Annotated in this window: 19 protein-coding genes; 6 read left to right on the plus strand and 13 right to left on the minus strand. The window is 68.5% G+C overall.

Features of this window, described 5'->3' with window-relative positions; translation table 11 throughout:
- Positions 1-107: 107 nt before the first annotated feature.
- Both rplL and rplJ read right to left on the minus strand, forming a co-directional pair.
- Complete coding sequence (gene rplL / locus E3O50_RS11440; protein ID WP_134446737.1) at positions 108-491, minus strand: 50S ribosomal protein L7/L12; 384 nt, start codon at positions 489-491, stop codon at positions 108-110.
- Between the two features lie 44 nt (positions 492-535).
- On the minus strand, positions 536-1,057 hold the full coding sequence (rplJ, locus tag E3O50_RS11445; protein WP_134446735.1) for a 50S ribosomal protein L10: 522 nt from the start codon (positions 1,055-1,057) through the stop codon (positions 536-538).
- Between the two features lie 418 nt (positions 1,058-1,475).
- Here rplJ and E3O50_RS11450 point away from each other — a divergent pair, with 418 nt between their 5' ends.
- Positions 1,476-3,233 (plus strand): MDR family MFS transporter, encoded by a 1,758-nt coding sequence (locus E3O50_RS11450; RefSeq protein WP_134558087.1) that lies wholly within the window; start codon positions 1,476-1,478, stop codon positions 3,231-3,233.
- 2 nt (positions 3,234-3,235) lie between these two features.
- A complete protein-coding gene (locus E3O50_RS11455; protein WP_134446733.1) occupies positions 3,236-3,724 on the plus strand; it encodes a MarR family winged helix-turn-helix transcriptional regulator in 489 nt (162 codons plus the stop codon).
- A gap of 18 nt (positions 3,725-3,742) precedes the next feature.
- Here the strand turns inward: E3O50_RS11455 and E3O50_RS11460 are convergent, their stop codons facing one another.
- A complete protein-coding gene (locus tag E3O50_RS11460) occupies positions 3,743-5,443 on the minus strand; it encodes a HAMP domain-containing sensor histidine kinase (protein WP_134446901.1) in 1,701 nt (566 codons plus the stop codon).
- A complete protein-coding gene (locus E3O50_RS11465) occupies positions 5,443-6,189 on the minus strand; it encodes a response regulator transcription factor (RefSeq protein WP_134446731.1) in 747 nt (248 codons plus the stop codon). The genes E3O50_RS11460 and E3O50_RS11465 overlap by 1 nt, the downstream gene beginning before the upstream one ends.
- 341 nt (positions 6,190-6,530) lie before the next feature.
- Between E3O50_RS11465 and E3O50_RS11470 the strand changes: the two genes are divergently transcribed.
- Positions 6,531-7,073 (plus strand): YqaJ viral recombinase family protein, encoded by a 543-nt coding sequence (locus E3O50_RS11470; protein ID WP_241975183.1) that lies wholly within the window; start codon positions 6,531-6,533, stop codon positions 7,071-7,073.
- Here the strand turns inward: E3O50_RS11470 and E3O50_RS11475 are convergent.
- The 5 genes from E3O50_RS11475 to E3O50_RS11495 form a co-directional block, all read right to left on the minus strand.
- Positions 7,033-7,746, minus strand: coding sequence for a signal peptidase I (locus tag E3O50_RS11475; RefSeq protein WP_134558060.1), 714 nt, complete (start codon positions 7,744-7,746; stop codon positions 7,033-7,035). The two genes, E3O50_RS11470 and E3O50_RS11475, sit on opposite strands and share 41 nt — an antisense overlap.
- Positions 7,743-8,546: an LPXTG cell wall anchor domain-containing protein gene (locus tag E3O50_RS11480; protein WP_134558061.1), complete on the minus strand. Its 804-nt coding sequence runs from the start codon at positions 8,544-8,546 to the stop codon at positions 7,743-7,745. Before E3O50_RS11480 ends, E3O50_RS11475 begins: the two co-directional genes overlap by 4 nt.
- A gap of 1 nt (position 8,547) precedes the next feature.
- Positions 8,548-9,867, minus strand: coding sequence for an RICIN domain-containing protein (locus tag E3O50_RS11485; protein WP_134558062.1), 1,320 nt, complete (start codon positions 9,865-9,867; stop codon positions 8,548-8,550).
- Between the two features lie 3 nt (positions 9,868-9,870).
- The gene (locus E3O50_RS11490; protein WP_134558063.1) at positions 9,871-10,362 is read right to left on the minus strand and encodes a hypothetical protein; all 492 of its coding nucleotides are present in this window, start codon (positions 10,360-10,362) and stop codon (positions 9,871-9,873) included.
- A 203-nt stretch (positions 10,363-10,565) separates the two neighbouring features.
- The gene (locus tag E3O50_RS11495) at positions 10,566-11,129 is read right to left on the minus strand and encodes an alternate-type signal peptide domain-containing protein (protein WP_134446719.1); all 564 of its coding nucleotides are present in this window, start codon (positions 11,127-11,129) and stop codon (positions 10,566-10,568) included.
- Positions 11,130-11,541: 412 nt separating this feature from the next.
- Here E3O50_RS11495 and E3O50_RS11500 point away from each other — a divergent pair, with 412 nt between their 5' ends.
- Together E3O50_RS11500 and E3O50_RS11505 are read left to right on the plus strand one after the other, a co-directional pair.
- Positions 11,542-12,549 (plus strand): NADP-dependent oxidoreductase, encoded by a 1,008-nt coding sequence (locus E3O50_RS11500; protein ID WP_241975176.1) that lies wholly within the window; start codon positions 11,542-11,544, stop codon positions 12,547-12,549.
- Positions 12,546-13,961 (plus strand): deoxyribodipyrimidine photo-lyase, encoded by a 1,416-nt coding sequence (locus E3O50_RS11505; RefSeq protein ID WP_134558064.1) that lies wholly within the window; start codon positions 12,546-12,548, stop codon positions 13,959-13,961. The genes E3O50_RS11500 and E3O50_RS11505 overlap by 4 nt, the downstream gene beginning before the upstream one ends.
- Positions 13,962-13,970: 9 nt before the next feature.
- Here E3O50_RS11505 and E3O50_RS11510 read toward each other — a convergent pair whose 3' ends face one another.
- The 3 genes from E3O50_RS11510 to aceA form a co-directional block, all read right to left on the minus strand.
- Positions 13,971-14,504, minus strand: coding sequence for a GNAT family N-acetyltransferase (locus E3O50_RS11510; protein ID WP_198413583.1), 534 nt, complete (start codon positions 14,502-14,504; stop codon positions 13,971-13,973).
- Between the two features lie 104 nt (positions 14,505-14,608).
- On the minus strand, positions 14,609-16,216 hold the full coding sequence (gene aceB / locus E3O50_RS11515) for a malate synthase A (protein WP_134446895.1): 1,608 nt from the start codon (positions 16,214-16,216) through the stop codon (positions 14,609-14,611).
- Positions 16,217-16,390: 174 nt separating this feature from the next.
- Positions 16,391-17,722 carry an isocitrate lyase gene (aceA, locus tag E3O50_RS11520; RefSeq protein ID WP_134558065.1) on the minus strand — a complete coding sequence of 444 codons (1,332 nt, stop codon included), beginning with the start codon at positions 17,720-17,722 and terminating at the stop codon, positions 16,391-16,393.
- A gap of 141 nt (positions 17,723-17,863) precedes the next feature.
- On the opposite strand from aceA, the gene E3O50_RS11525 reads away from it, so the two are divergent.
- Positions 17,864-19,354: a helix-turn-helix transcriptional regulator gene (locus E3O50_RS11525; RefSeq protein ID WP_134446713.1), complete on the plus strand. Its 1,491-nt coding sequence runs from the start codon at positions 17,864-17,866 to the stop codon at positions 19,352-19,354.
- Between the two features lie 129 nt (positions 19,355-19,483).
- Here the strand turns inward: E3O50_RS11525 and E3O50_RS11530 are convergent, their stop codons facing one another.
- Entirely contained in the window at positions 19,484-19,942 is a 459-nt protein-coding gene (locus E3O50_RS11530) for a MarR family transcriptional regulator (protein WP_134446712.1), read from the minus strand.
- Between the last annotated feature and the right edge of the window lie 55 nt (positions 19,943-19,997).

Genomic DNA, 19,997 nt, shown 5'->3' on the forward strand with positions numbered 1-19,997 from the left:
GTTAAACAGCAGAGGGCGCCGCATCCAGTGGATGCGACGCCCTCGGCGTGTTGCGAATCGAACGGCTGACGCCTGTCGACCTCGAGTGAACCCCCTGGGGGGCCCGACTACTTGAGGGTGACGGTGGCGCCGGCGGCCTCGAGGGAAGCCTTGCCCTTTTCGGCGGCTTCCTTCGTGACGCCCTCGAGGACGGCCTTCGGCGCGCCATCGACAACGGCCTTGGCCTCGCCGAGGCCCAGGCTGGTGAGCTCGCGCACAACCTTGATGACCTGGATCTTCTTGTCGCCAACGGACTCGAGGATGACGTCGAAGGCGCTCTGCTCTTCGACCTCTTCAACGGCGGCGGCGGGGCCAGCGGCACCGGCGACGGCGACGGGGGCTGCTGCGGTGACCTCGAAGGTCTCCTCGAACGCCTTGACGAACTCGGAAAGCTCGATGAGGGTCAGGCCCTTGAACTGTTCGAGCAATTCTTCGGTGGAAAGCTTTGCCATGATTATTCTCCCTATAGTTTCTTAGTTACTCACCGCTAGCAGGCCTATGCCTGGTTCGCGGACTCCTGCTTCTCACGCAGTGCTTCGATGGTGCGAACAGCCTTCGAAAGCGGTGCGTTGAACAGATATGCGGCTCCGAACAGCGAGGCCTTGAACGCGCCGGCCAGCTTGGCCAGCAGCACTTCACGGGACTCGAGGTCGGCGAGCTTGCCTACCTCTTCGGCAGTGAGCGGGCTACCGTCGAAGTAACCACCCTTCACTACCAGGAGAGGGTTTGCCTTGGTAAAGGCACGCAGGGTCTTCGCGACGGCGACGGGGTCTCCGTGCACGAAGGCGATGGCGGACGGGCCGGCGAGTTCGTCGTCAAACGACGTGATGCCGGCGTTGTTGGCCGCAATCTTGGTGAGCGTGTTCTTTACCACGGCGTACGTGGCGTCCGCACTGATGGAAACGCGCAGCGTCTTGAGCTGCGCAACAGTGAGACCGCGGTACTCGGTGAGCAGAACGGCGGTCGAGCTCTGGAATTTCTCCGTCAGCTCGGCGACCGTTGCTTCCTTGTTCGCCATGGCGCTCCTCTTGGTTTCATGTGCCGGTAGCCCGGGGCGCAGACATGAAAAAAGCCCCAGCGCAAGCGCCGGAGCTGAGCAGTCCTTGCGAACTGAAACTGAACTTCGATTCCTGCGCGGGCTGTTCACATGAGTGAACCTTCGGTCACCGTCCATTACTGGGCAGCGACAACCGGCGGTCTTTGGCTTCGTTCACTGTAACGGATGCCGCTGGCGGGCGCAAATCGCGGCATCCGCCCCTCAGCCCGTGAGCGGAACGGCATAGGTAGTTGACCTGAGTCCACTATCGAGATATAGTTGATGCTTGTCAATTACACGCCCCAGGAGTTTCATGTCTCGCGTTTCATCCGTTCGTACCGCTCCACCGCAGAACCCGCAGGACCGGCAGCCCCTCCCCCACCGCGACTCGGACACGCCGATGTCGAAGCGGCAGGTACTCGAGGCCCTCTCCGGCCTGCTGATGGGCATGTTCGTCTCGATCCTCGCCGGGACCGTCGTCAGCACGTCACTGCCGCTCATCCTCTCCGACCTGCACGGTGACCAGTCCGCATACACCTGGGTCGTCACGGCGACCCTGCTCGCGACGACCGTGAGCACGCCGATCTGGGGCAAGTTCGCCGACCTCTTCGACCGCAAGCTGCTCATCCAGCTCTCCCTCGTGGTGTTCGTCCTCGGTTCCGCACTCGCGGGCTTCTCGCAGAACACCGGCACCCTGATCAGCTTCCGGGTGCTGCAGGGCCTCGGCGCCGGCGGCCTCGCCGCGCTCAGCCAGATCATCATGGCCGACATCATCAGCCCCCGTGACCGCGGCCGCTATGCCGGTCTCTTCGGCGCGGTCCTCGCCCTCGGCACCGTGGGCGGTCCGCTCCTCGGCGGTGTCGTGACGGACGCCTTCGGCTGGCGCTGGAACTTCTTTATCGCACTGCCCGTCGCGATCCTCGCGATCATCCTGCTGCAGCGCACCCTGCACCTCCCGGCCAGGGTCAAGCGGGTCGTCAAGATCGACTACCTCGGCGCGATCCTCATCACTGCGGGCATGTCGCTCCTGATGATCTGGGTGACCATCGCCGGCACCCAGTTCGAGTGGGCATCCGTGCCCTCGTTCCTGATGGTCGGCGGCGCTGTCGTGCTGCTCGTCGCCGCGGTGTTCGTGGAGTTCACGGTCAGCGAGCCGATCATCCCGCTCACCCTGTTCAAGAACCGCACCTTCACCCTCGCGGTGATCGCGAGCATCTCGGTCGGCGTGTCCATGTTCGGCACCTCCGTCTTCCTCAGCCAGTACATGCAGCTCGCCCGGGGAGCCACGCCGACCCAGTCCGGCCTGCTGACCATCCCGATGATGGGCGGCTACCTGATCTGTTCGGTCACGTTCGGCACCCTGATCAGCCGCACGGGCAAGTGGAAGGCGATCATGGTCTCGGGCGGAGCGCTCGTGATCGTCGGCTTGCTGTTCCTCGGGACCCTCGACTACCGGACCGATCTCGTGCTCGTCGGCGTCTACATGTTCCTGCTCGGCTCCGGCCTCGGCATGCTGATGCAGAACCTCGTGCTCGTCGTGCAGAACTCGATCGAGGTCAGGCACCTCGGCGTCGCCACGAGCAGCGTCACCTTCTTCCGCAGCCTCGGTGGAACGATCGGCGTCTCGGTGCTCGGCTCCGTGCTCGGCACGGCGGTCGCGCAGCACATCACCGACGGCGTCGGCGCGCTCAGCGCCGCCGACAAGATGGCCGCGGCGAGCGCGCTCGGCTCCGGCGCCATCCCGCGCATCGCGGACCTCCCGGCCGCGGTGCGCACCCTCGTCGAATCCGCGTACGGGTCCGGCGTCGGCACGGTCTTCCTTCTCGGCATCCCGCTCGCCGTGATCACCCTCGTGATGGTCACCCTGCTGCCGAACGCGTCCCTCGGCCGGAAGACGGGCATTGCCAGGGCCCGCGAAGGTTCCGGGGACGGCACGTCGGCCGGGCACACCGGCGTGACTGCCGCGGAGCGCGCCGCAGAGGACAAAGCCGGGCGCGCTGCCGAGCGCGAAACCGAGGTCGAGGAGATGGAAGACATCCTGATCGAGGTGAGCGCGGCATCCGCCGGCCTCGCCCCCGCCGGGCTCAACAACCCGACCGGGGTGATTCACCTGCCGCGGGACGACCAGCCCGGCGCGCACAGAGTCAGTAGTCTGTGACCATGATCCAGGGGACTCCGACAGCGTCCACGCACACCGACGAGCGGGAGGACGCACCGGGCGCTGAGTCGGCGACGGCGATCGCCGAGGTCGAGGAGCAGCTGAGCGTGCTCGCCGGGTTGATCCGGGCGAGCATGCGAGATGCCGCGCTCTTCATCGACGCGTCGCTGCAGCCGTTCGCGTTCAAGCTCCTGCGCCACATCGAGCGCTACGGGCCGACGCACTCGAGCGCGGTCGCCGCTGCGCTCTACGTGGACAAGAGCGTGATCAGCCGCCAGGCGAAGCAGCTCTGCGAACTCGGTCTCGTGCGCACGGAAGTCGACCCGGACGACGGCCGCGCCCGGTTCCTCGCCGTCACAGACCTGGCACGGGCCAAACTCGACGCCGTACGGAACGGTGAGACCGCGATCGTGCACAAGCGCCTGAGCGATTGGCCGACGGACGACCTGCACCAGCTCGCCACGCTCCTCGCCCAGCTCAACACCCCGTAGCCCGCGCCACGCCGCGGGTCAGGCGAGCGGGAGCGACACTCGGAACTCGGTGCGGCCCGGCCGGCTCGACACCGTGACCTCTCCCTGGTGCGCGGTCACGACAGCCTGGACGATGGCGAGGCCGAGTCCGGTACTTCCGGTTCCGCGGAACCGCGAGCTGTCGCCGCGGGCGAAACGCTCGAAGAGGGTCGTCTGCAGGTTCGCCGGGATGCCGGGGCCGTCATCCGTCACGGTCACGATCGCACGGCCGTCCTGCTCGGACAGCGCGACCTCGACGGTCGTGTCCGGCGGGGTGTGGATGCGCGCGTTCGCGAGCAGGTTGGTGAAGACCTGGTGCAACCGGGGCGTGTCGCCAATGGCCTGGATCGGCTCATCGGGAAGCTCGAGGTTGAGCACCCGGTCTCGGCCGGCCGCGTGCGCATCGCTGACGACGTCGACGAGCAGGCTCGTGAGGTCGACGGTGCCGTGTTCGAGTTCGCGGCCCTCGTCGAGGCGGGCGAGCAACAGAAGGTCCTCGACGAGCCCGGTCATCCGAACCGACTCGGATTCGATCCGGCTGAGGGCATGCAGGGCGTCCGGCGGCAGCTCCTGGCCGGAGCGCCGGGTGAGCTCGGAGTAACCCCGGATCGAGGCGAGGGGCGTGCGGAGCTCGTGACTCGCATCCGCGACGAACTGCCGTACCTTGTTCTCGCTCGCCTGCCGGGTCTCGAGGGCGAGGTCGACGTGGTCGAGCATGCGGTTGAGCGCGGAGCCGACCTGGCCGACCTCGGTGCGGGGGTCGGTGTCCGCGGCGGGGACCCGGTCGACGAGGCTGACCTCGCCGCGGTCGAGCGGGAGCTCCGAGACGCGGGCGGCCGTTGCCGTGACGCGCTGCAGCGGGCGAAGTGCGAGGCGCACGATCCACATCGCGAGGATCGCGACGACGATGATGCCGACGAGGGAGACAACGCCGATGATCATGGCGAGCTGCGTCGCGGTGCCGTCGACCGTGCTGAGCGGGAGGCCGACGATCGAGAGGGTGCCGGTGCGGCTCGAACTTGCGAGGATCCGGTAGTTGCCGACATCGCCGCCGAGGTCGACGGTGACGGGCTGCGCGGTACCGGTCTGGCTCGCGAGGATATCGGCCTTCTGTACGAGGAGGTCGACCTGGTGGGCCGTGAGTGCGACGATCGTGCCGGTGTCGTCGGTGTAGCCGGCTGTGAGGGTGGAATCGTAGAAGACGAGGGCGAGAGTGCCCGGCTGGCCGGGGCCGTTGAGGATGACGCTCGCGGAGGGCACGAACACCGGCAGCGCGGCGCCGAGGTCGTTGTCGCGGCGGCCCTCGAGCATCGAGTGCGACCGTTCGGCGGCGGAGCTCACCTGCTGGTCGAGGCCCGCGAGCAGGTTGGCGCGCAGCACGGTGACGCTCACGACACCGATCGAGATGCTCACGAGGGCGAGCAGGCCGACGACGGCGAGCACGAGCCGGCGGCGCAGGGTCCAGGGGGCGCGTCCGGGTCGCAGCCAGAGCGGACGCCGCAGCCACCGCGGGCGGCCGACCCACTGCGGTCGACGTGACGGATGCTGCGGGCCGGGTCGTGCGGGCGAGCCGGCCGGGTCGAACGGGTCAGTCCGGTCGGCAACGTCGGCCACGTCAGCCACGCCAGCCGCGTCAGCCGCGTGGGTCGGGTCAGCCGCGTCAGCCGGGTCGAGCGAATCCGGCCGGTCGGTCGGCGTCATCACGCGGTTTTCAGCATGTACCCCGCACCGCGCACGGTGTGGATCATCGGCTCGCGTCCCGCATCGATCTTCTTGCGCAGGTACGAAATGTAGATCTCGACGACGGAGGACTTGCCGCCGAAGTCATAGCTCCAGACCCGGTCGAGGATCTGGGCCTTGCTCAGCACGCGGCGTGGGTTGCGCATCAGGAAACGGAGCAGTTCGAATTCGGTCGCGGTGAGCTCGATGGCGTCGCCGGCCCGGGAGACTTCGTAGCTGTCCTCGTCGAGGGTGAGGTCACCGACCGAGATGCGCGGGTCGACGGAGTCCGACACGGCCAGGGTCGAGCGGCGGATCAGGCCGCGCAGCCGGGCGACGACCTCTTCGAGGCTGAACGGCTTGGTGACGTAGTCATCGCCGCCCGCGGTGAGGCCGGCGATGCGGTCGTCGAGGGAATCCTTCGCGGTCAGAAAGAGAACGGGAGTCTCATAGCCGTCGGCGCGCACGCGCTGCAGCACCTGGAGGCCGTCGATGTCGGGAAGCATGATGTCGAGCACGATCGCATCCGGCCGGAACTCGCGGGCGATGGTCAGCGCCTGGCGTCCCTCGCCTGCGGTGCGCACCTCCCAGCCCTCGTAACGGAGGGCCATCGAGAGCAAATCCGTGAGCGTGGGTTCGTCGTCGACGACGAGCACTCGAATGGGGCTTCCGTCGGCCTTGTGGAGACGCGGCCCGCGGGTCGAGTGGTCTGTTTCACGTGTGCTCATAGATCTCAGTATCGCGAGCTTTCTATGAAAAGCCTATGCGGGGACCTTGGCGCTCCTGTGAATGGGGTTCGCGCCCGCTCTGCCCCTCCCCTGCCGCCCCATCGTTCGCACCCCGCGCCCAACCAATTCGACGGATCGGTTGGGCGGGAACGGCGGTCGCGGCTGGCACAATGGGGAGGGTGACCGATACCCTGCTCCCGCTTTTTGAGCCGGCAGGGTCACTCACGGTCTCCTCGGCAGCCGCAGCATCCGTCGCCGCCGTCACCGCAGCAGTCGCTGCGCCGGCGATCGCCCCGCACCTGCTGCGCATCGTCGCCGACTCAACGGACTGGGCGGCCTGGATGCGCGCCCGCAACCAGGGCATCACGGCCACGGATGTCGCCAAGCTCGCCACTCCCAGATCGGTGCAGAACGCGGCCAACGACAAGATGAACGGCAGCAACTTCGGCGGCAACACCTACACCGACCACGGTCGCGCCCGCGAGCCCGTGATCGCGTCCTGGGTACTCGACAACTACGGCATCGAACCGAGCACGACCCTGTTCCATGCCGCCGGCCACCGCCGCCACCTCGCGACCCCCGACGGCGTGGGCACGGATGCCCGGACGCTCGAACTCTCGGAGATCAAGACGACGAACAAGGCGTGGCGCAGCATCCCGCGCTCCTATATGCGGCAGGTCTGGTGGCAGCAGTACGTACTCGGCGCCGATCGCACGCTGCTGGTCTGGGAGCAGCACCGGGACTTCGTGCCGATCCGGTCGCAGCCGGAATGCCGCTGGATCGAACGCGACGAGGACCAGATCGCGATCCTGGTCGGTTACGCGAACCAGTTGATCGACGTGCTCAACGCAATGGCGACCCGGGCGCAGCAGGCTCGGGCGTAGACGCGATCCTCGCGGCCCCGGCGGCCACGGCGGCGGCCGCGCGGCGGCGCTTGCGCAGCGCGGACACGGCGCCGCTCGCGAACATGTATCCCATGTAGGCGAACAGCAGCCCGGCGACGATGGGCACGATCCAGCTGCGGCTCTGGCCGTTGACGGCGTTGTTGACCCAGCCGACCCACGGCACGGAGTACCAGAGGCGCCCCTGGATCTGTACCGGAAGCACCTGGTCTGCATCGGCGACGCTGTTGTTGTCGCCCTTGAAGGTGAAGGTGCGTCCGCCTTCGGAGCTCGAGCTGATCGCGGTGACCCGGTGGGTGATGACGCCCGGCTCCCCCGAGCGGATCTGGTATGTGACGACGTCGCCGATGCGGATCTCGTCCGGGGTGACCGGGCGCACGATGATGAGCGTTCCGGGCGGCAGGGTGGGTTCCATCGAACTGGTCAGCACGGTGAGCGGGGTCGACCCCGTGACCTTGGGGACCACGATCAGCAGCAGCGCGAGGGCGACCACGAGGAGCAGGATCGCTCCGCTGACCGCGAGCCCGAGGTAGTGCAGCAGGCTCTTGTCGGGCGGGTCGACGGGCGCAGGGGCCTCGTTCGCGGCCGCACCGGGCACGGATGCCGCGGGTGCCGGCGAGTGTTCCGGTGCAGACTGAAGCTGGGTGCTGGTCATTCGCGGTCCTCCTCAGGGCGGCGACGGCGGGCGAGCAGGAGAAAGATGCCGATCCCGAGCAACAGGCCGCCGACGACCAGCACGGGTGCGGGCGGTTCGACGCCGGTGTGCGCGAGGATTCCGCTGCCGACGACTGCCGGGTACGCCGTCGGAGTCGTGGCGGTCGGGGTCAACGGCGTCGGCGGAGCGCCGGGAAATGCCGGCACGACCGTTCCCGGATCGTCACACGGAGACGCCGCGAACGGGCCGGCAACGGCATCCCGCATCGCCACGAGCAAGCCCAGGCTCGCGCTCGCTCCCTGGTCGACAGTGCCGGAGACATCCGCCATGGTGAACGTGACGACGAGTTTCATCGTGCCGCCTGCCGCGATCGGCTGCGAGGGCACGACGATCGCGCAGCTATCGAGCCTGCGGAGGGTGCGGGTGAGGGTGTCGCCGGTTCCGGAGTTCCACGCGGCGAGAGTGATGTGATCGGCGTATCCGCCGGACGGGAGCAGCACGTCGTGCGCGCTCACCCGCACCTCGGCCGGCGCGGCGGTCGGGTTGCGCACCCAGAGGGCGGCCTGCTGGCTGCCGCGCGGGACGAGCAGGCCGAGGCCGTCGAAGAGGCCGGCGTTGAGCGTCGTCGCGAACGTCACGCCATCGGTGCTGAGGAGCAGGTCGACGGGGGCGATCGGAGTGGCGCCAGCCGAGGCGCTTGCCGGCGCTGCGACGCCCGAAACGGCGAGTGACATGGCGAGCGCAGCGATTCCGAGGGCGGATGCCGCGACCCGGCGACCCCGGATCGGGTTCGGGCGCATGTCAGCCCACCCACGTCATGGTGAAGGTCTGGCTGGCCAGCCCGAGAACACCGCACGGCTGTTGCTCCAGCTGGATGTTGTTCGTTGCGGTGGTCTGCCCGCTGACGTCGAGACACTGGCCGCTGTCGTTCACGAAGCGGTAGGTACCGCTTCCAACAGCCCCGACGGCCGTGATGCGCCAGCTCTGGTTCGAGGTCCCGGCATTCTGGAGTTGTGCGGCGAGGCCGGCGGCGGCGCCCCTGCCGGTATCCCAGAAGAGCTGAGGGGCGTACTTCGCCTTCACCGCAGACACACCGGCAGGGTTCGAGAAGTTCCAGGACTGGTTGTCGAAACCGGTCGACTTGCAGCCGAAGCTGATCATCGCAGTTCCGGCCGCCGTCGACTGGTTCTCGCCGTCGATGCAGAGTCCGGTCGTCGCATTCTTGACCTTGTACCAGGCCCCGGAATTGGGGCCGGCGGTCGCGATGACTGCAGCTGTGGACAGGGGCGAGGCATCGCCGGCCGCATCGAGGGCCCTGACCGTGTAGCTGTACGCCGTGCCGACGTCGAGCCCGGTGTCGGTGTAGGTCACCGTGGGCGCCGTCGTCGTCCCGATCAGGGTCCCGTTGCGGAAGACCTGGTAGGTGATGATGGCTGCTGTGTCGGCGGGTTTGGCCCAGGTCAGGGTCGCCGTGTGGTCCGTCGTGGTTGCAGTGGGCGCGCCGGGTGTCAGGGTGTTCGCGACCGTCTGGGTCGCGTAGATGGCGAGCGGGGCGATCGCCCAGTTGCCGACGCTCGAGGCGAGGGTGACGGTCGGCACTGCGGAGATACCGACGAGTGCGAAGCGTTGCGCCTGCGTGATCGTGCTGCGCACGCAGAAGTATGCGGACGTTCCCACGGCGAGCGCGGTCGCGCCGCTGCCGGAGAAGGTCAGTGCCGAGGTCCAGTGCTGGCCGGTGGGACTGGTAGAGGTCGCCCCGGTCGAGCAGGACGCCGCCGAGGCGACGGGCCAGGTCTGCAGGTCGACGCCGGTCGCGAGTGTCGTCGCGGGAGCCGTCAGCGTCAGCGTGTACGGCGCAGGGATGTTCCCCTTGTTCGTAACGGTCACGACCTTGGTGACCGACAGCGTGCTCGAGTCATACAGGACGGCGAGCGTGTCGAAACCGGTCTGCGTGACGGCCAGGCTGCCGGCCGTGACGGACGCGATTGCGGTCACCCCCGGCGCGGTCCAGCTCGCCTGGGCGACGCTCGTGCCTGCCAGGGTAAGGAAGAGGGTGAACGCGAGCGCCAGCATCCGTTTGGGCGAACGGATGCGAGGAGCGCGGCGCTGCACGGTGGACATGGCTCAGGCCTGGATTCCGTCGATGACGATGCCGAAGTTCGCGGCGGAGAGGCCCTGGGCCGTGGCAGGGGCGGACAGCGGCAGGGTGACGGAGACGCAGAGGGTGGTGGACCCGCCGACGGGGAGGGTCTTGCCCAGACTCGTGACGACCGGGGTGGTGTTGAGGACTGCGGTCCAGGTCGGGGCAGGCGCGACCGGGCAGGTACCGACGAAGAGGCCGATGCTCAGGGACGCCGAGAGGGTCGTCGCCGGAACCGGCGGAGTGAATCCGGCGATCCGGAGTGCGAGCGGAACGTTACCGACGTTGGTGACGGTGACCGGGGCACTGACCGTGACGCCCGGGTAGAGCACGCTGGTCGGCAGGGTGAGAGTGGACACGGTCAGGGTCGCGGTGCCGGATTTGATGGTCGTGGCCGCAGACACCGGGGCACTCGCATTGAGGTATGCGTATGAGCCACCAGCGCCGAGGACCGCAAGGCAGATCGCGGCCGCCACAGAGACCGCGGTCGAGACGATGGTCCGAAAAGAGGGGACACGCGTCGCGGCTCGCAGGCCTTTTCGAAGGACTGACTGGATCCGAACCATGCGGGAAGACGTTTGGAGGGGAAACATGTGCACCCCAATTCATCGACCAACAGTGTTTCTGAGGCTAGGAAGCCGGTGCGTCTGGCCGAGACCAGACGCACCGGCGGGACCGACTAGATCTGGGTCAGGAGGACCGAGAAGTTGCTGAGATTTACTGAACCGCCCTGGGCGGAGTTGTCGACGGAGGTGCCGAATGGCCAGGTGATGGTCGCTGTGACCGTCACGGTTGTCGCTCCCTTGACGACCGAGTATCCACCGGTAACGGCGGTCAAGTTGGCGGTGAGGGCGGCGCTGCTGCTCAGTGCCGTCGCCAGCTTCGTGTCGAATGTGCTCGACGACGTCGCAGTGATCGCGGCCCCACTCAGGGACAGCGTCGCCTTCAGGTTGTCGCCTGTGGCTGAAATGTTGAGCACCTTGGTGTAGGTGAGAACATCACCGGGGACTGCCTTGTATGCCGCGATGCTCGTGATCGGGACCGGCGCGTTCGTTCCCACCGTGCTCGTCCAGGTTCCGGGCGCGGCGGGCGTCGGCTCGGTAACGGACAAGGTGCCGGCCGCGATCGTCGCAGCGCCACCAGCGGTCACCGTCGAGTTCCACGAGGCGAAGGTGCCCGCACCGCCGAGGAGGAGCGCCACGCCGACCGCGCCAGCGAGGGAGCCTTTGAGAAGCTTGTTCATGATGGATCCTTTTCGACGCCGCGACGGGCATCAGGGTAGTTGCAGGCCGAGATTCGGCCGACCAATGTGGGAAGGACAGTTCGTTCGTTGCCCGGGTGGGAAGGATCGCGCCACTTCGGGTGCGGCGCGAAACTCCACTCGGGCAACGGGTCACCGAATACAGGCCAAAGCCACGCCGGTCACCCGGTGGAGCTCGACTCGAACGGTCCCCCTAAATGAGGACTTCGGTCCCCCTTTATGTGGACAGACTACGACGGCGCGACAGGGCAAATCCAGACCTCCAAGCCCCCAAGGTGAGGCACATCCGTCGTTTTCGCACCCCCAGATCGAGTCACGTAGCTAACCGAATCCGGCCGGTGGCCGACGGTTTCTCAGGCTGTCCACCCGGTGCCCGCCGGGAGACAATGGACTCATGGGAAATGCAACGAACGTGCCCCCGACCATGCGTGCCCTCGTCATCGACCGCACCGGCGCGGCCGGGGAATTACACCTGGACACCGTGCCGACGCCGATCCCCGTACTCGACGAGCTCATCGTGCGGGTCGTCGCCGCGGGCGTCAACCCGATCGACGCGAAGACCCGGGCCGGCTCTGGCGTGGCGGCGGCAATCCCGGCATTCCCCGCCGTGCTCGGCTACGACTTCAGCGGAATCGTGGTGAGCTCGCCGTACGAGGCCTTCCCTCTGCAGCCCGGTGACGAGGTCTACGGCATGACCCGCTTCCCCCGCACGACGGGCAGCTACGCCGAGTACGTCGCCGTCTCGAGCATGAGCGTCGCCCGCAAACCGTCGACGCTGAGCCACATCGAAGCCGCCGCCGTGCCTGTCGCTGCGCTGACCGCGTGGGAAATGGTCGTCGACATCGCCGAGGTGACCCCGGGCGAGCGGATGCTGATCCACGCCGGCAGCGGCGGCGTCGGCCACTTCGCGGTCCAGATCGCCAAGGCCTTCGGCGCGTACGTGATCACGACCGGCTCGCCCCGCAACGCCGAGTTCCTGCGCCAGCTCGGCGCCGACGAGGTCATCGACTACACGAGCATCCGCTTCGACGAGGTGCTCGCCGACGTCGACTCCGTGATCGACCTGATCGGCAATGTGCACGACGACACCGGCACGCGGTCGCTCCGCATCCTCCGGCCCGACGGGGTGCTCGTCAATGCGCCGAGCGGCAGCTGGCCGACCCTGCAGGCGGACGCCGAGGCCGCCGGCGTGCGGGCAACCGGATTCAAGGTCGCTGCCGACGCGGATGCCCTGGACTGGATCACGAAGATGATCGACGACGGCGCGGTGCGGCCCCACATCGACCACGTCTTCGAACTCGCGGAAGGCCCGGCCGCTCACCGCCTGATCGAAGAGGGCCACACCCGCGGCAAGATCGTGCTCCGCATCTCCGATGTCGGAGTCTCGGGAACGGGCGCGTGAGCCCAGCCTCGGGCACCGGGCCGACGATCGTCTGGTTCCGCGACGACCTCCGCCTCGCCGACAACCCGGCACTGCACGCGGCCGTCGAACGCGGGCTGCCGATTGTCGCGGTCTACGTGCTCGACGAGGACTCCCCGGGTGTCCGGCCGCTCGGCGGGGCGTCCTGCTGGTGGCTGCACGGCAGCCTCCATGCGCTTGGCGAATCACTGAAGGAACTCGGCGGGAGCCTGCTGCTCCGGCGCGGACCGGCGGCCGATGTGATCGGCACGCTTGCGGCATCCACGGGAGCCGGGGCCGTGTTCTGGAACCGCCGTTACGGGGCTGCGGAGCGCGCGGTCGATACCGCGATCAAGGCCGGGCTGCACGCCGACGGCGTCGAGGCCCGGAGCTTCGCCGGTTCGCTGCTGTTCGAGCCGTGGACGATCCGCACGGGACAGGGCAACCCGTACTCGGTGTTCACGCCGTTCTGGCGGGCGTGCGTCGCCGGGCCGCCCCCGCGCGAGCCATACCCGGCGCCGGAATCGATCGACGACGGGTCGGGAACACTGCCCTCTGACCGGCTCGAGGACTGGGGCCTCCTGCCCACCCGCCCGGACTGGGCCGCCGGGCTCCGTGCCGCCTGGCAGCCGGGCGAGGCTTTCGCCGCCGAGGCGCTCGACACGTTCCTGCGTGAGTCGCTCGCGCGCTACGCAGACGAACGGGACGCCCCCGCCCAGACCGCGACGAGCCGCCTGTCGCCGCGGCTTCGCTGGGGCGAAGTGAGCCCGTTCCAGGTCTGGCACGCCACCCAGCGGGTGCTCCGCGGGGCGGATGCCGCCACCGCGTCGAGCGCGCAGCGGTTCCTCACCGAACTCGGCTGGCGGGAGTTCAGCTATCACGTGCTCTTCCACGCACCCGAGCTTGCGACCGAGAATCTCAAGCGCGAGTTCGACCGCTTCCCGTGGCCCCCGCTCGATGACCGCGTGCTCGAGGCGTGGCAACAGGGCCGCACCGGCATTCCGCTCGTCGACGCCGGGATGCGCGAACTGTGGCAGACCGGGAGTATGCACAACCGGGTACGCATGGTCACCGCTTCATTCCTCACCAAGAATCTATTGGTGGACTGGCGCGTGGGCGAGCGCTGGTTCTGGGACACCCTCGTCGATGCCGACGGCGCGAGCAACCCGTTCGGCTGGCAGTGGGTCGCCGGATCGGGCGCGGACGCTGCACCCTACTTCCGGGTGTTCAACCCCGAACTGCAGGCGGCGCGGTTCGACCCGCACGGGGAGTACATCCGCGAGTACGTGCCCGAAATCGGCACGGCTGCCTACCCCGCTCCGCTCGTCGACCTCGGCGAGACCCGGCGCGCGGCTCTGGCCGCCTACGAGTACGTCAAGGCCGCGAAGGCGCCCGCCCCGGTTCCCTCGGCCTGAGCCGCCGGGTCAGAGGGCGCGTTCGAGGACGAAGTCGTCCTCGAACCGGTCGCCGACCAGGAAGTGCTTGGTGCCGACCCGCGCGAAGCCGTGCTTCCCGTAGAAACGGATGGCCCGGGCATTCTCCTGGTTCACCCCGAGCCAGGCGCCCCGCGCGCCGCGATCCCGCGCGGCGTCGAGTGTCGCCGTCATGAGCGCTGCGGCCGCTCCACGCCCGTGGCTTTCGGCGCGCAGGTAACACTTGCTGAGCTCGACGGTCGGGCGGATGCCGATGGCCGCGAGCACCTCAGGGTCACCGGGCTCGCCGAAGATCAGCATGGTGTAGCCGAGGGGAAGACCGGTCTCCGGGTCTTCGGCGAGGAACAGCATCCGCCCGCGGTCGGCGAGGTAGGCGTCGAAGTTCGACTCTGAGAGAACGTCGCGCACGAAGGCCGCGATCGCCTCGTGGGTCGTGTGCGGAGGGCACGCGAGCGCGAAGGTCGCTGCCGCGAGTTCGGCGAGCACCCCGGCATCCGCCGCCCCCGCCGTTCGTATCGATATCACGTCCCCACCCTACCGACCCCGTCGGCCCGCGAAAGCGGGTGAAACGTCGCTAACCAGCGGTCAGAACGACGATTCACCCGCTTTCGCGGAGGTGGGACGGACCGCTACAGGTAGCGGGCGTATGCGCCGACGGTGAGGAAGGTCGGGAACTCGGGCTCGAGCGCCGAGGTGCGGAAGACCGACAACGCGTCGTCGAAGCGGTCACCGGGAGTGCGGGGCAGGCCGGCGAACACCTCGGCGACGAGGCCGTCCACCCACGGTCCGTCGATGCGCACGCCCTCGGCGGTGACCGAGTTGTCGTGGATCCACTGCCACACCTGCGAGCGGGAGATCTCCGCGGTCGCGGCGTCCTCCATCAGGTTGTCGATCGCCGCGGCCCCCACACCGCGCAGCCAGGACTCGATGTAACGCAGCCCGATCGTGATGTTGTCGCGCACGCCGGCGGTGGTGATCTGCCCGCCGACGGATGCGACGTCGAGCAGTTCCGCGGCGGTCACGCTGACGTCGTCGCGGGTGCGGTCGAGCTGGTTCGGCCGGTCGCCGAGCACCGCATCGAACTCGGCCTGGGCGGTCGGGATCAGGTCGGGGTGGGCGACCCAGGTGCCGTCGAAACCGTCGCCGGCTTCGCGCTTCTTGTCCGCAGCGACCTGCTCGAGTGCCCGTTCCGTGACAAGCGGGTCGCGCCGGTTCGGGATGAAGGCGCTCATGCCGCCGATGGCATACGCGCCGCGGCCGTGGCAGGTCGAGACGAGCAGCTCGGTGTAGGCGCGCATGAACGGCACCGTCATCGTGATCTGCTTGCGGTCGGGGAAGACGAACCTGCGCCCGCGGGCGCGGAAGGTCTTGATGATGCTGAAGATGTAGTCCCAGCGGCCGGCGTTGAGGCCCGCGCAGTGGTCGCGGAGTTCGTAGAGGATCTCCTCCATCTCGAAGGCGGCCTGGATCGTCTCGATCAGCACGGTCGCGCGGATCGTACCGTACGGCAGGCCGAGCGCGTCCTCGGAGTGGCTGAAGATGTCGTCCCAGAGCCGGGCCTCGAGGTGGCTCTCGAGCTTCGGCAGGTAGAAGTACGGTCCGCTGCCGCCCTCGATCAGGCGCTGGGCGTTGTGGAAGAAGTACAGTCCGAAGTCGACGAGGCTGCCGGACGCGCTCATCGTGCGGTTCGCCCGGTCGACGAAGCTGATGTTCTTCTCGACGAGGTGCCAGCCGCGCGGGCGCATCACGATCGTCGGGGTCGCGCCGGTCGCGTCTCCCGTGACGGTGTACTCCTTGCCCTCTGCGCTCGTGAAGTCGAGCTGCCCGCGGACGGTGTCGAACAGGGTGATCTGGCCCTCGATGACGTTGGCCCAGGTGGGGCTCGTTGCGTCCTCCTGGTCGGCGAGCCAGACCTTGGCACCGGAGTTGAGCGCGTTGATGGCCATCTTCCGGTCCGTCGGGCCGGTGATCTCGACGCGGCGGTCTTCGAGGCCGGGGCCCGCGCCGGCGACACGCCAGCTCGGGTCGCGACGGATGTGCGCCGTTTCGGTGAGGAAGCCGGGGTCGCGCCCGTTGGCGGCGTCAACGCGCTTCCGCAGCCTGGTCGCGAGCAGGTCGTGGCGGGTGCCCGCGAAGCGGTCGTGCAGCTCGGAGACGAAGTCGAGCGCAGCGGGCGTGAGGATCTCGTCGTAGCGGGCACCGAGGTCTCCGGTGACCTCGAGGTGCGGCTGGATCATGGCGAAGCTGCCGGTGTTCGTGGTCGGGGCGACCGTGTCGGTCGTCGCCAGGGGGGAATTCATGGGGTTTCTCCTTCTGGAGGGTGAGGTCGAGGTGTTCGGGGCGGTGAGCGGATGCGGCCGGCCGGGTGGCCGCATCCGCTCGGGGTGAGACGGGTCAGGGCGTAAATCGGGTTAGAACTGCTCGGCCTCTGTGGAACCGACGAGGGCGAGCGTCGCGCTGTTGGGGTTGAGCGCGGTGGCGATCTTGTCGAAGTAGCCGGTGCCGACCTCCCGCTGGTGGCGGGTGGCGGTGTAGCCGTCTGCCTCGGAGGCGAATTCGGCCTCCTGGAGTTCGACGTATGCGCTCATCTGGCGTTCGGAGTAGTCCTTGGCCAGGGTGAACATCGAGTGGTTGAGGGCGTGGAAGCCGGCGAGGGTGATGAACTGGAAGGCGTAGCCTGCCTTCGCGAGCTCGCGCTGGAACGCCTCGATCTGGGCATCGTCGAGGTGCGACTTCCAGTTGAACGAGGGCGAGCAGTTGTATGCGAGCTTCTTGCCGGGGAACTGCGCGTGGATCTCGGCGGCGAAGCGCTGCGCGAGCTCGAGGTCGGGCTCCGAGCTCTCGACCCAGAGCAGGTCGGCGTACGGCGCGTATGCGAGACCGCGGGCGATGACGACGTCGATGCCGTTCTGGGTGTCGTAGAAGCCCTCCGCGGTGCGCCCGCCGGTGAGGAACTCCTGGTCGCGCTCGTCGATGTCGCTCGTGATGAGCGTGGCGGCGAGGGAGTCGGTGCGCGCGATGATGATCGTCGGCACGCCGGCGACATCCGCTGCGAGACGGGCGGCGTTCAGGGTGCGGATGTGCTGGCCGGTCGGGACGAGGACCTTGCCGCCCATGTGGCCGCACTTCTTCTCGCTCGCGAGCTGGTCTTCCCAGTGCACGCCGGCCGCTCCGGCCTCGATCATCGACTGCATGAGCTCGTAGGCGTTGAGCGGGCCGCCGAAGCCGGCCTCGGCGTCGGCGACGATCGGCGCGAGCCAGTCGATGCCGGTGCCGGTTCCGCCGTTCGCGGCTGCTTCGCTCGACTCGATCTGGTCGGCACGGAGCAGCGCGTTGTTGATGCGGCGCACGACCGAGGGGACGGAGTTCGCGGGGTAGAGCGACTGGTCGGGGTAGGTCTGGCCGGAGAGGTTGGCGTCGGCGGCGACCTGCCATCCGGAGAGGTAGATCGCCTTGAGGCCGGCGCGCACCTGCTGCACGGCCTGGTTGCCGGTGAGGGCGCCGAGGGCGCGCACCCACTCGGGGTTCTCCGCCGTGCCGTTCTGGTGGATGAGTTTCCAGAGGTTCTCGGCGCCGCGGCGGGCGAGAGTGCGGTCCTCGCGGACCGAGCCGCGAAGGCTGATGACATCCTCCGCGGTGTAGTCGCGGCGGATACCGTTCCAGCGTGCGTCGGCCGCCCACTCGAGGGCGAGTTCGGCGGCGGTCTGGGTCTGGTCGCCGGGGCGGGCTGCGTTCTCGGTCATGCTGTCTCCTTGGGTTTGCGTCATTGCTTGCCTGTGACACCTACTCTGCGGTGGTTGAGCGACCCGAACCCCTCCTGGAATGACAGAAGAAATGAAGTTCTTCTGCTTGCGTGAAGTTCTGCACCGTGTGAACATGGTGCGATGATCACCGCCGATCCCTCCCTGCGCACCGCCCTGTCCCAGCCGGAACCCGACGAGCACGGGATCGACGCCCTGACTCTCGGCCGGCGCATCCGTGAACTGCGGGGTTCCCGCAGGATGACCCTCGACACCCTCGCCGCCGCCGTCGGGCGGGCGCCGTCGCAGGTGTCGATGATCGAGAACGGCAAACGCGAGCCGCGCCTGTCGATGCTGCGCACGATCGCGACCGCGCTCGGCACGACCGTCGACGAGCTGCTCAAGACGGAGGCGCCCTCGGAGCGTGCCGCCCTCGAGATCGCCGTGGAACGGGCCCAGCGGGGGCCGGTCTTCACCGCCCTCGGGCTGCCGCACATCCGGATTGGCCGGTCAACGAGCGATGAGGCGCTGCAGACGATCCTCACCCTGCACCACGAGATCGAGCGTCTGCACCGGGAGCGGGCGGCGACGCCAGAGGAGGCGCGGCGGGCCAACGCGGAACTGCGCGGCATCATGCGCGCGCGGGACAACTATTTCCCCGAGCTCGAGGCCCAGGCGGCCGGGCTGCTGGGCGCGGTCGGCCACCGGGGCGGGCCGGTGCCGCAGCGGGTCGTCGCCGACATGGCCGCGCACCTCGGCTATTCCCTGCACTACGTCGCGGACCTGCCTCACTCGACGCGATCGGTCACCGACAAGCGAAACGGCCGTATCTACCTGCCGATCGAGCAGAGCGCATCCCGGGACACTCGCTCGCCGATCCTCCAGGCCTTCGCGAGCGCACTCTGCGGGCACGAGGAGCCGACAAGTTATGCGGAATTTCTCCGGCAGCGGGTCGAGACCAACTACCTGACGGCGGCGATCCTGCTGCCGGAGGACGACGCCGTGAAACTTCTGACCGAGGCCAAGGCGCAGCGCAACATCTCGATGGAGGATCTCCGCGACGCCTTCGCGGTGTCCTACGAGACGGCCGCGCACCGGTTCACGAACCTCGCGACGGCCCGGCTCGGCATCCCGGTGCACTTCATGAAGGTGCACGAGTCCGGCACGATCATCAAGGCATACGAGAACGACTCCGTGCGGTTCCCGAGCGACGCCCTCGGCGCCGTCGAAGGGACGACGGTCTGCCGCAGCTGGACCGCTCGCACGGTCTTCGACGTCGCCGACCGGTTCAGCCCCTGGTACCAGTACACCGACACCCCGTCCGGCACCTTCTGGTGCACCTCCCGCATCGCGAAGGCGAAGGAGGGTGAGTACTCGGTGAGCGTCGGCGTGCCGTTCTCGGAGACGAAGTGGTTCCTCGGCCGCGAGACGAACAACCGGGCCGTCTCCCGTTGCCCGGACGAGAGCTGCTGCCGCAGCGCCCCCGACGAACTCGCCGAGCGCTGGGCGGGCCAGGCCTGGCCGGCCGCGCGTACCCCGACGAGCCTGCTCGCCGCCCTCCCGACCGGCACCTTCCCCGGCGTCGACCAGACCGAGGTCTACCAGTTCCTGGAATCCCACTCCCCCAGCCTCTGAGTCCCACCCCCTGAGCGGATGCCGCTGCACACCGAAGCGGGTGCCGATCGTCCTGCAGATCTCCACCCCGGCCCGGACGTTCCTTGGAATTCCGGGGCCGGGCATCCGGTCTTCCGGAATCTGCAGGAGCTATGCCACGGGGACGGTGTCGGGGACGCGGTGCAGGGCCTCGACGAGCGGGGCCAGTTCGGGTTTTGCCTCGGCCTCGGCGAGGGCTGTCGCGAGTGTGTCGTCGTAGAGGGGGCGGACATCCGCGAGCAGGGCCTGGCCGGTCGCGGTGAGCTCGGTGTAGATTCCGCGGCGGTCGTCGGCGCAGAGGATGCGGGTGAGCAGGCCGCGATCCTCGAGCCGGTTGACGAGCCGGGTCGTTGCGCTGCTGCTGAGCGCGGTCGCGCCGGCGAGCTGCTGCATCCGCATGTGCCAGCCGTGCTGGCGACTGAGCGCGTCGAGCACGGTGAACTCGATCACGGAGAGCTCGGCACCGCCCTGGAGCGCGCGCTCGAGGGCCGCCTCGATGAGGCCGTGCAGCGCGGCGAGCGTGCGCCAGCCCTGGGCGCGGATCTCGACGGCGTCGTCTTCGATGCCCATGGTCCACTCCGATTTCCGTCGACCTCGTCGACAAACTAGTTGCTTGCGCGATTAT

Source organism: Cryobacterium sp. MDB1-18-1, from assembly GCF_004402735.1.
Classification (GTDB): domain Bacteria; phylum Actinomycetota; class Actinomycetes; order Actinomycetales; family Microbacteriaceae; genus Cryobacterium; species Cryobacterium glucosi.

What these genes read in the sequence shown, in the direction of transcription:
- E3O50_RS11455 (WP_134446733.1), top strand. Translation starts at nt 3,236, where the DNA reads ATGATCCAGGGGACTCCGACAGCGTCCACGCACACCGACGAGCGGGAG.
- E3O50_RS11530 (WP_134446712.1), bottom strand. Translation starts at nt 19,942, where the DNA reads ATGGGCATCGAAGACGACGCCGTCGAGATCCGCGCCCAGGGCTGGCGC.
- E3O50_RS11460 (WP_134446901.1), bottom strand. Translation starts at nt 5,443, where the DNA reads ATGACGCCGACCGACCGGCCGGATTCGCTCGACCCGGCTGACGCGGCT.
- E3O50_RS11470 (WP_241975183.1), top strand. Translation starts at nt 6,531, where the DNA reads ATGCGCGCCCGCAACCAGGGCATCACGGCCACGGATGTCGCCAAGCTC.
- aceB (WP_134446895.1), bottom strand. Translation starts at nt 16,216, where the DNA reads ATGATCCAGCCGCACCTCGAGGTCACCGGAGACCTCGGTGCCCGCTAC.
- E3O50_RS11450 (WP_134558087.1), top strand. Translation starts at nt 1,476, where the DNA reads ATGTCGAAGCGGCAGGTACTCGAGGCCCTCTCCGGCCTGCTGATGGGC.
- rplJ (WP_134446735.1), bottom strand. Translation starts at nt 1,057, where the DNA reads ATGGCGAACAAGGAAGCAACGGTCGCCGAGCTGACGGAGAAATTCCAG.
- E3O50_RS11465 (WP_134446731.1), bottom strand. Translation starts at nt 6,189, where the DNA reads ATGAGCACACGTGAAACAGACCACTCGACCCGCGGGCCGCGTCTCCAC.
- E3O50_RS11475 (WP_134558060.1), bottom strand. Translation starts at nt 7,746, where the DNA reads ATGACCAGCACCCAGCTTCAGTCTGCACCGGAACACTCGCCGGCACCC.
- aceA (WP_134558065.1), bottom strand. Translation starts at nt 17,722, where the DNA reads ATGACCGAGAACGCAGCCCGCCCCGGCGACCAGACCCAGACCGCCGCC.
- E3O50_RS11500 (WP_241975176.1), top strand. Translation starts at nt 11,542, where the DNA reads ATGGGAAATGCAACGAACGTGCCCCCGACCATGCGTGCCCTCGTCATC.
- E3O50_RS11495 (WP_134446719.1), bottom strand. Translation starts at nt 11,129, where the DNA reads ATGAACAAGCTTCTCAAAGGCTCCCTCGCTGGCGCGGTCGGCGTGGCG.
- rplL (WP_134446737.1), bottom strand. Translation starts at nt 491, where the DNA reads ATGGCAAAGCTTTCCACCGAAGAATTGCTCGAACAGTTCAAGGGCCTG.
- E3O50_RS11525 (WP_134446713.1), top strand. Translation starts at nt 17,864, where the DNA reads ATGATCACCGCCGATCCCTCCCTGCGCACCGCCCTGTCCCAGCCGGAA.
- E3O50_RS11485 (WP_134558062.1), bottom strand. Translation starts at nt 9,867, where the DNA reads ATGTCCACCGTGCAGCGCCGCGCTCCTCGCATCCGTTCGCCCAAACGG.
- E3O50_RS11480 (WP_134558061.1), bottom strand. Translation starts at nt 8,546, where the DNA reads ATGCGCCCGAACCCGATCCGGGGTCGCCGGGTCGCGGCATCCGCCCTC.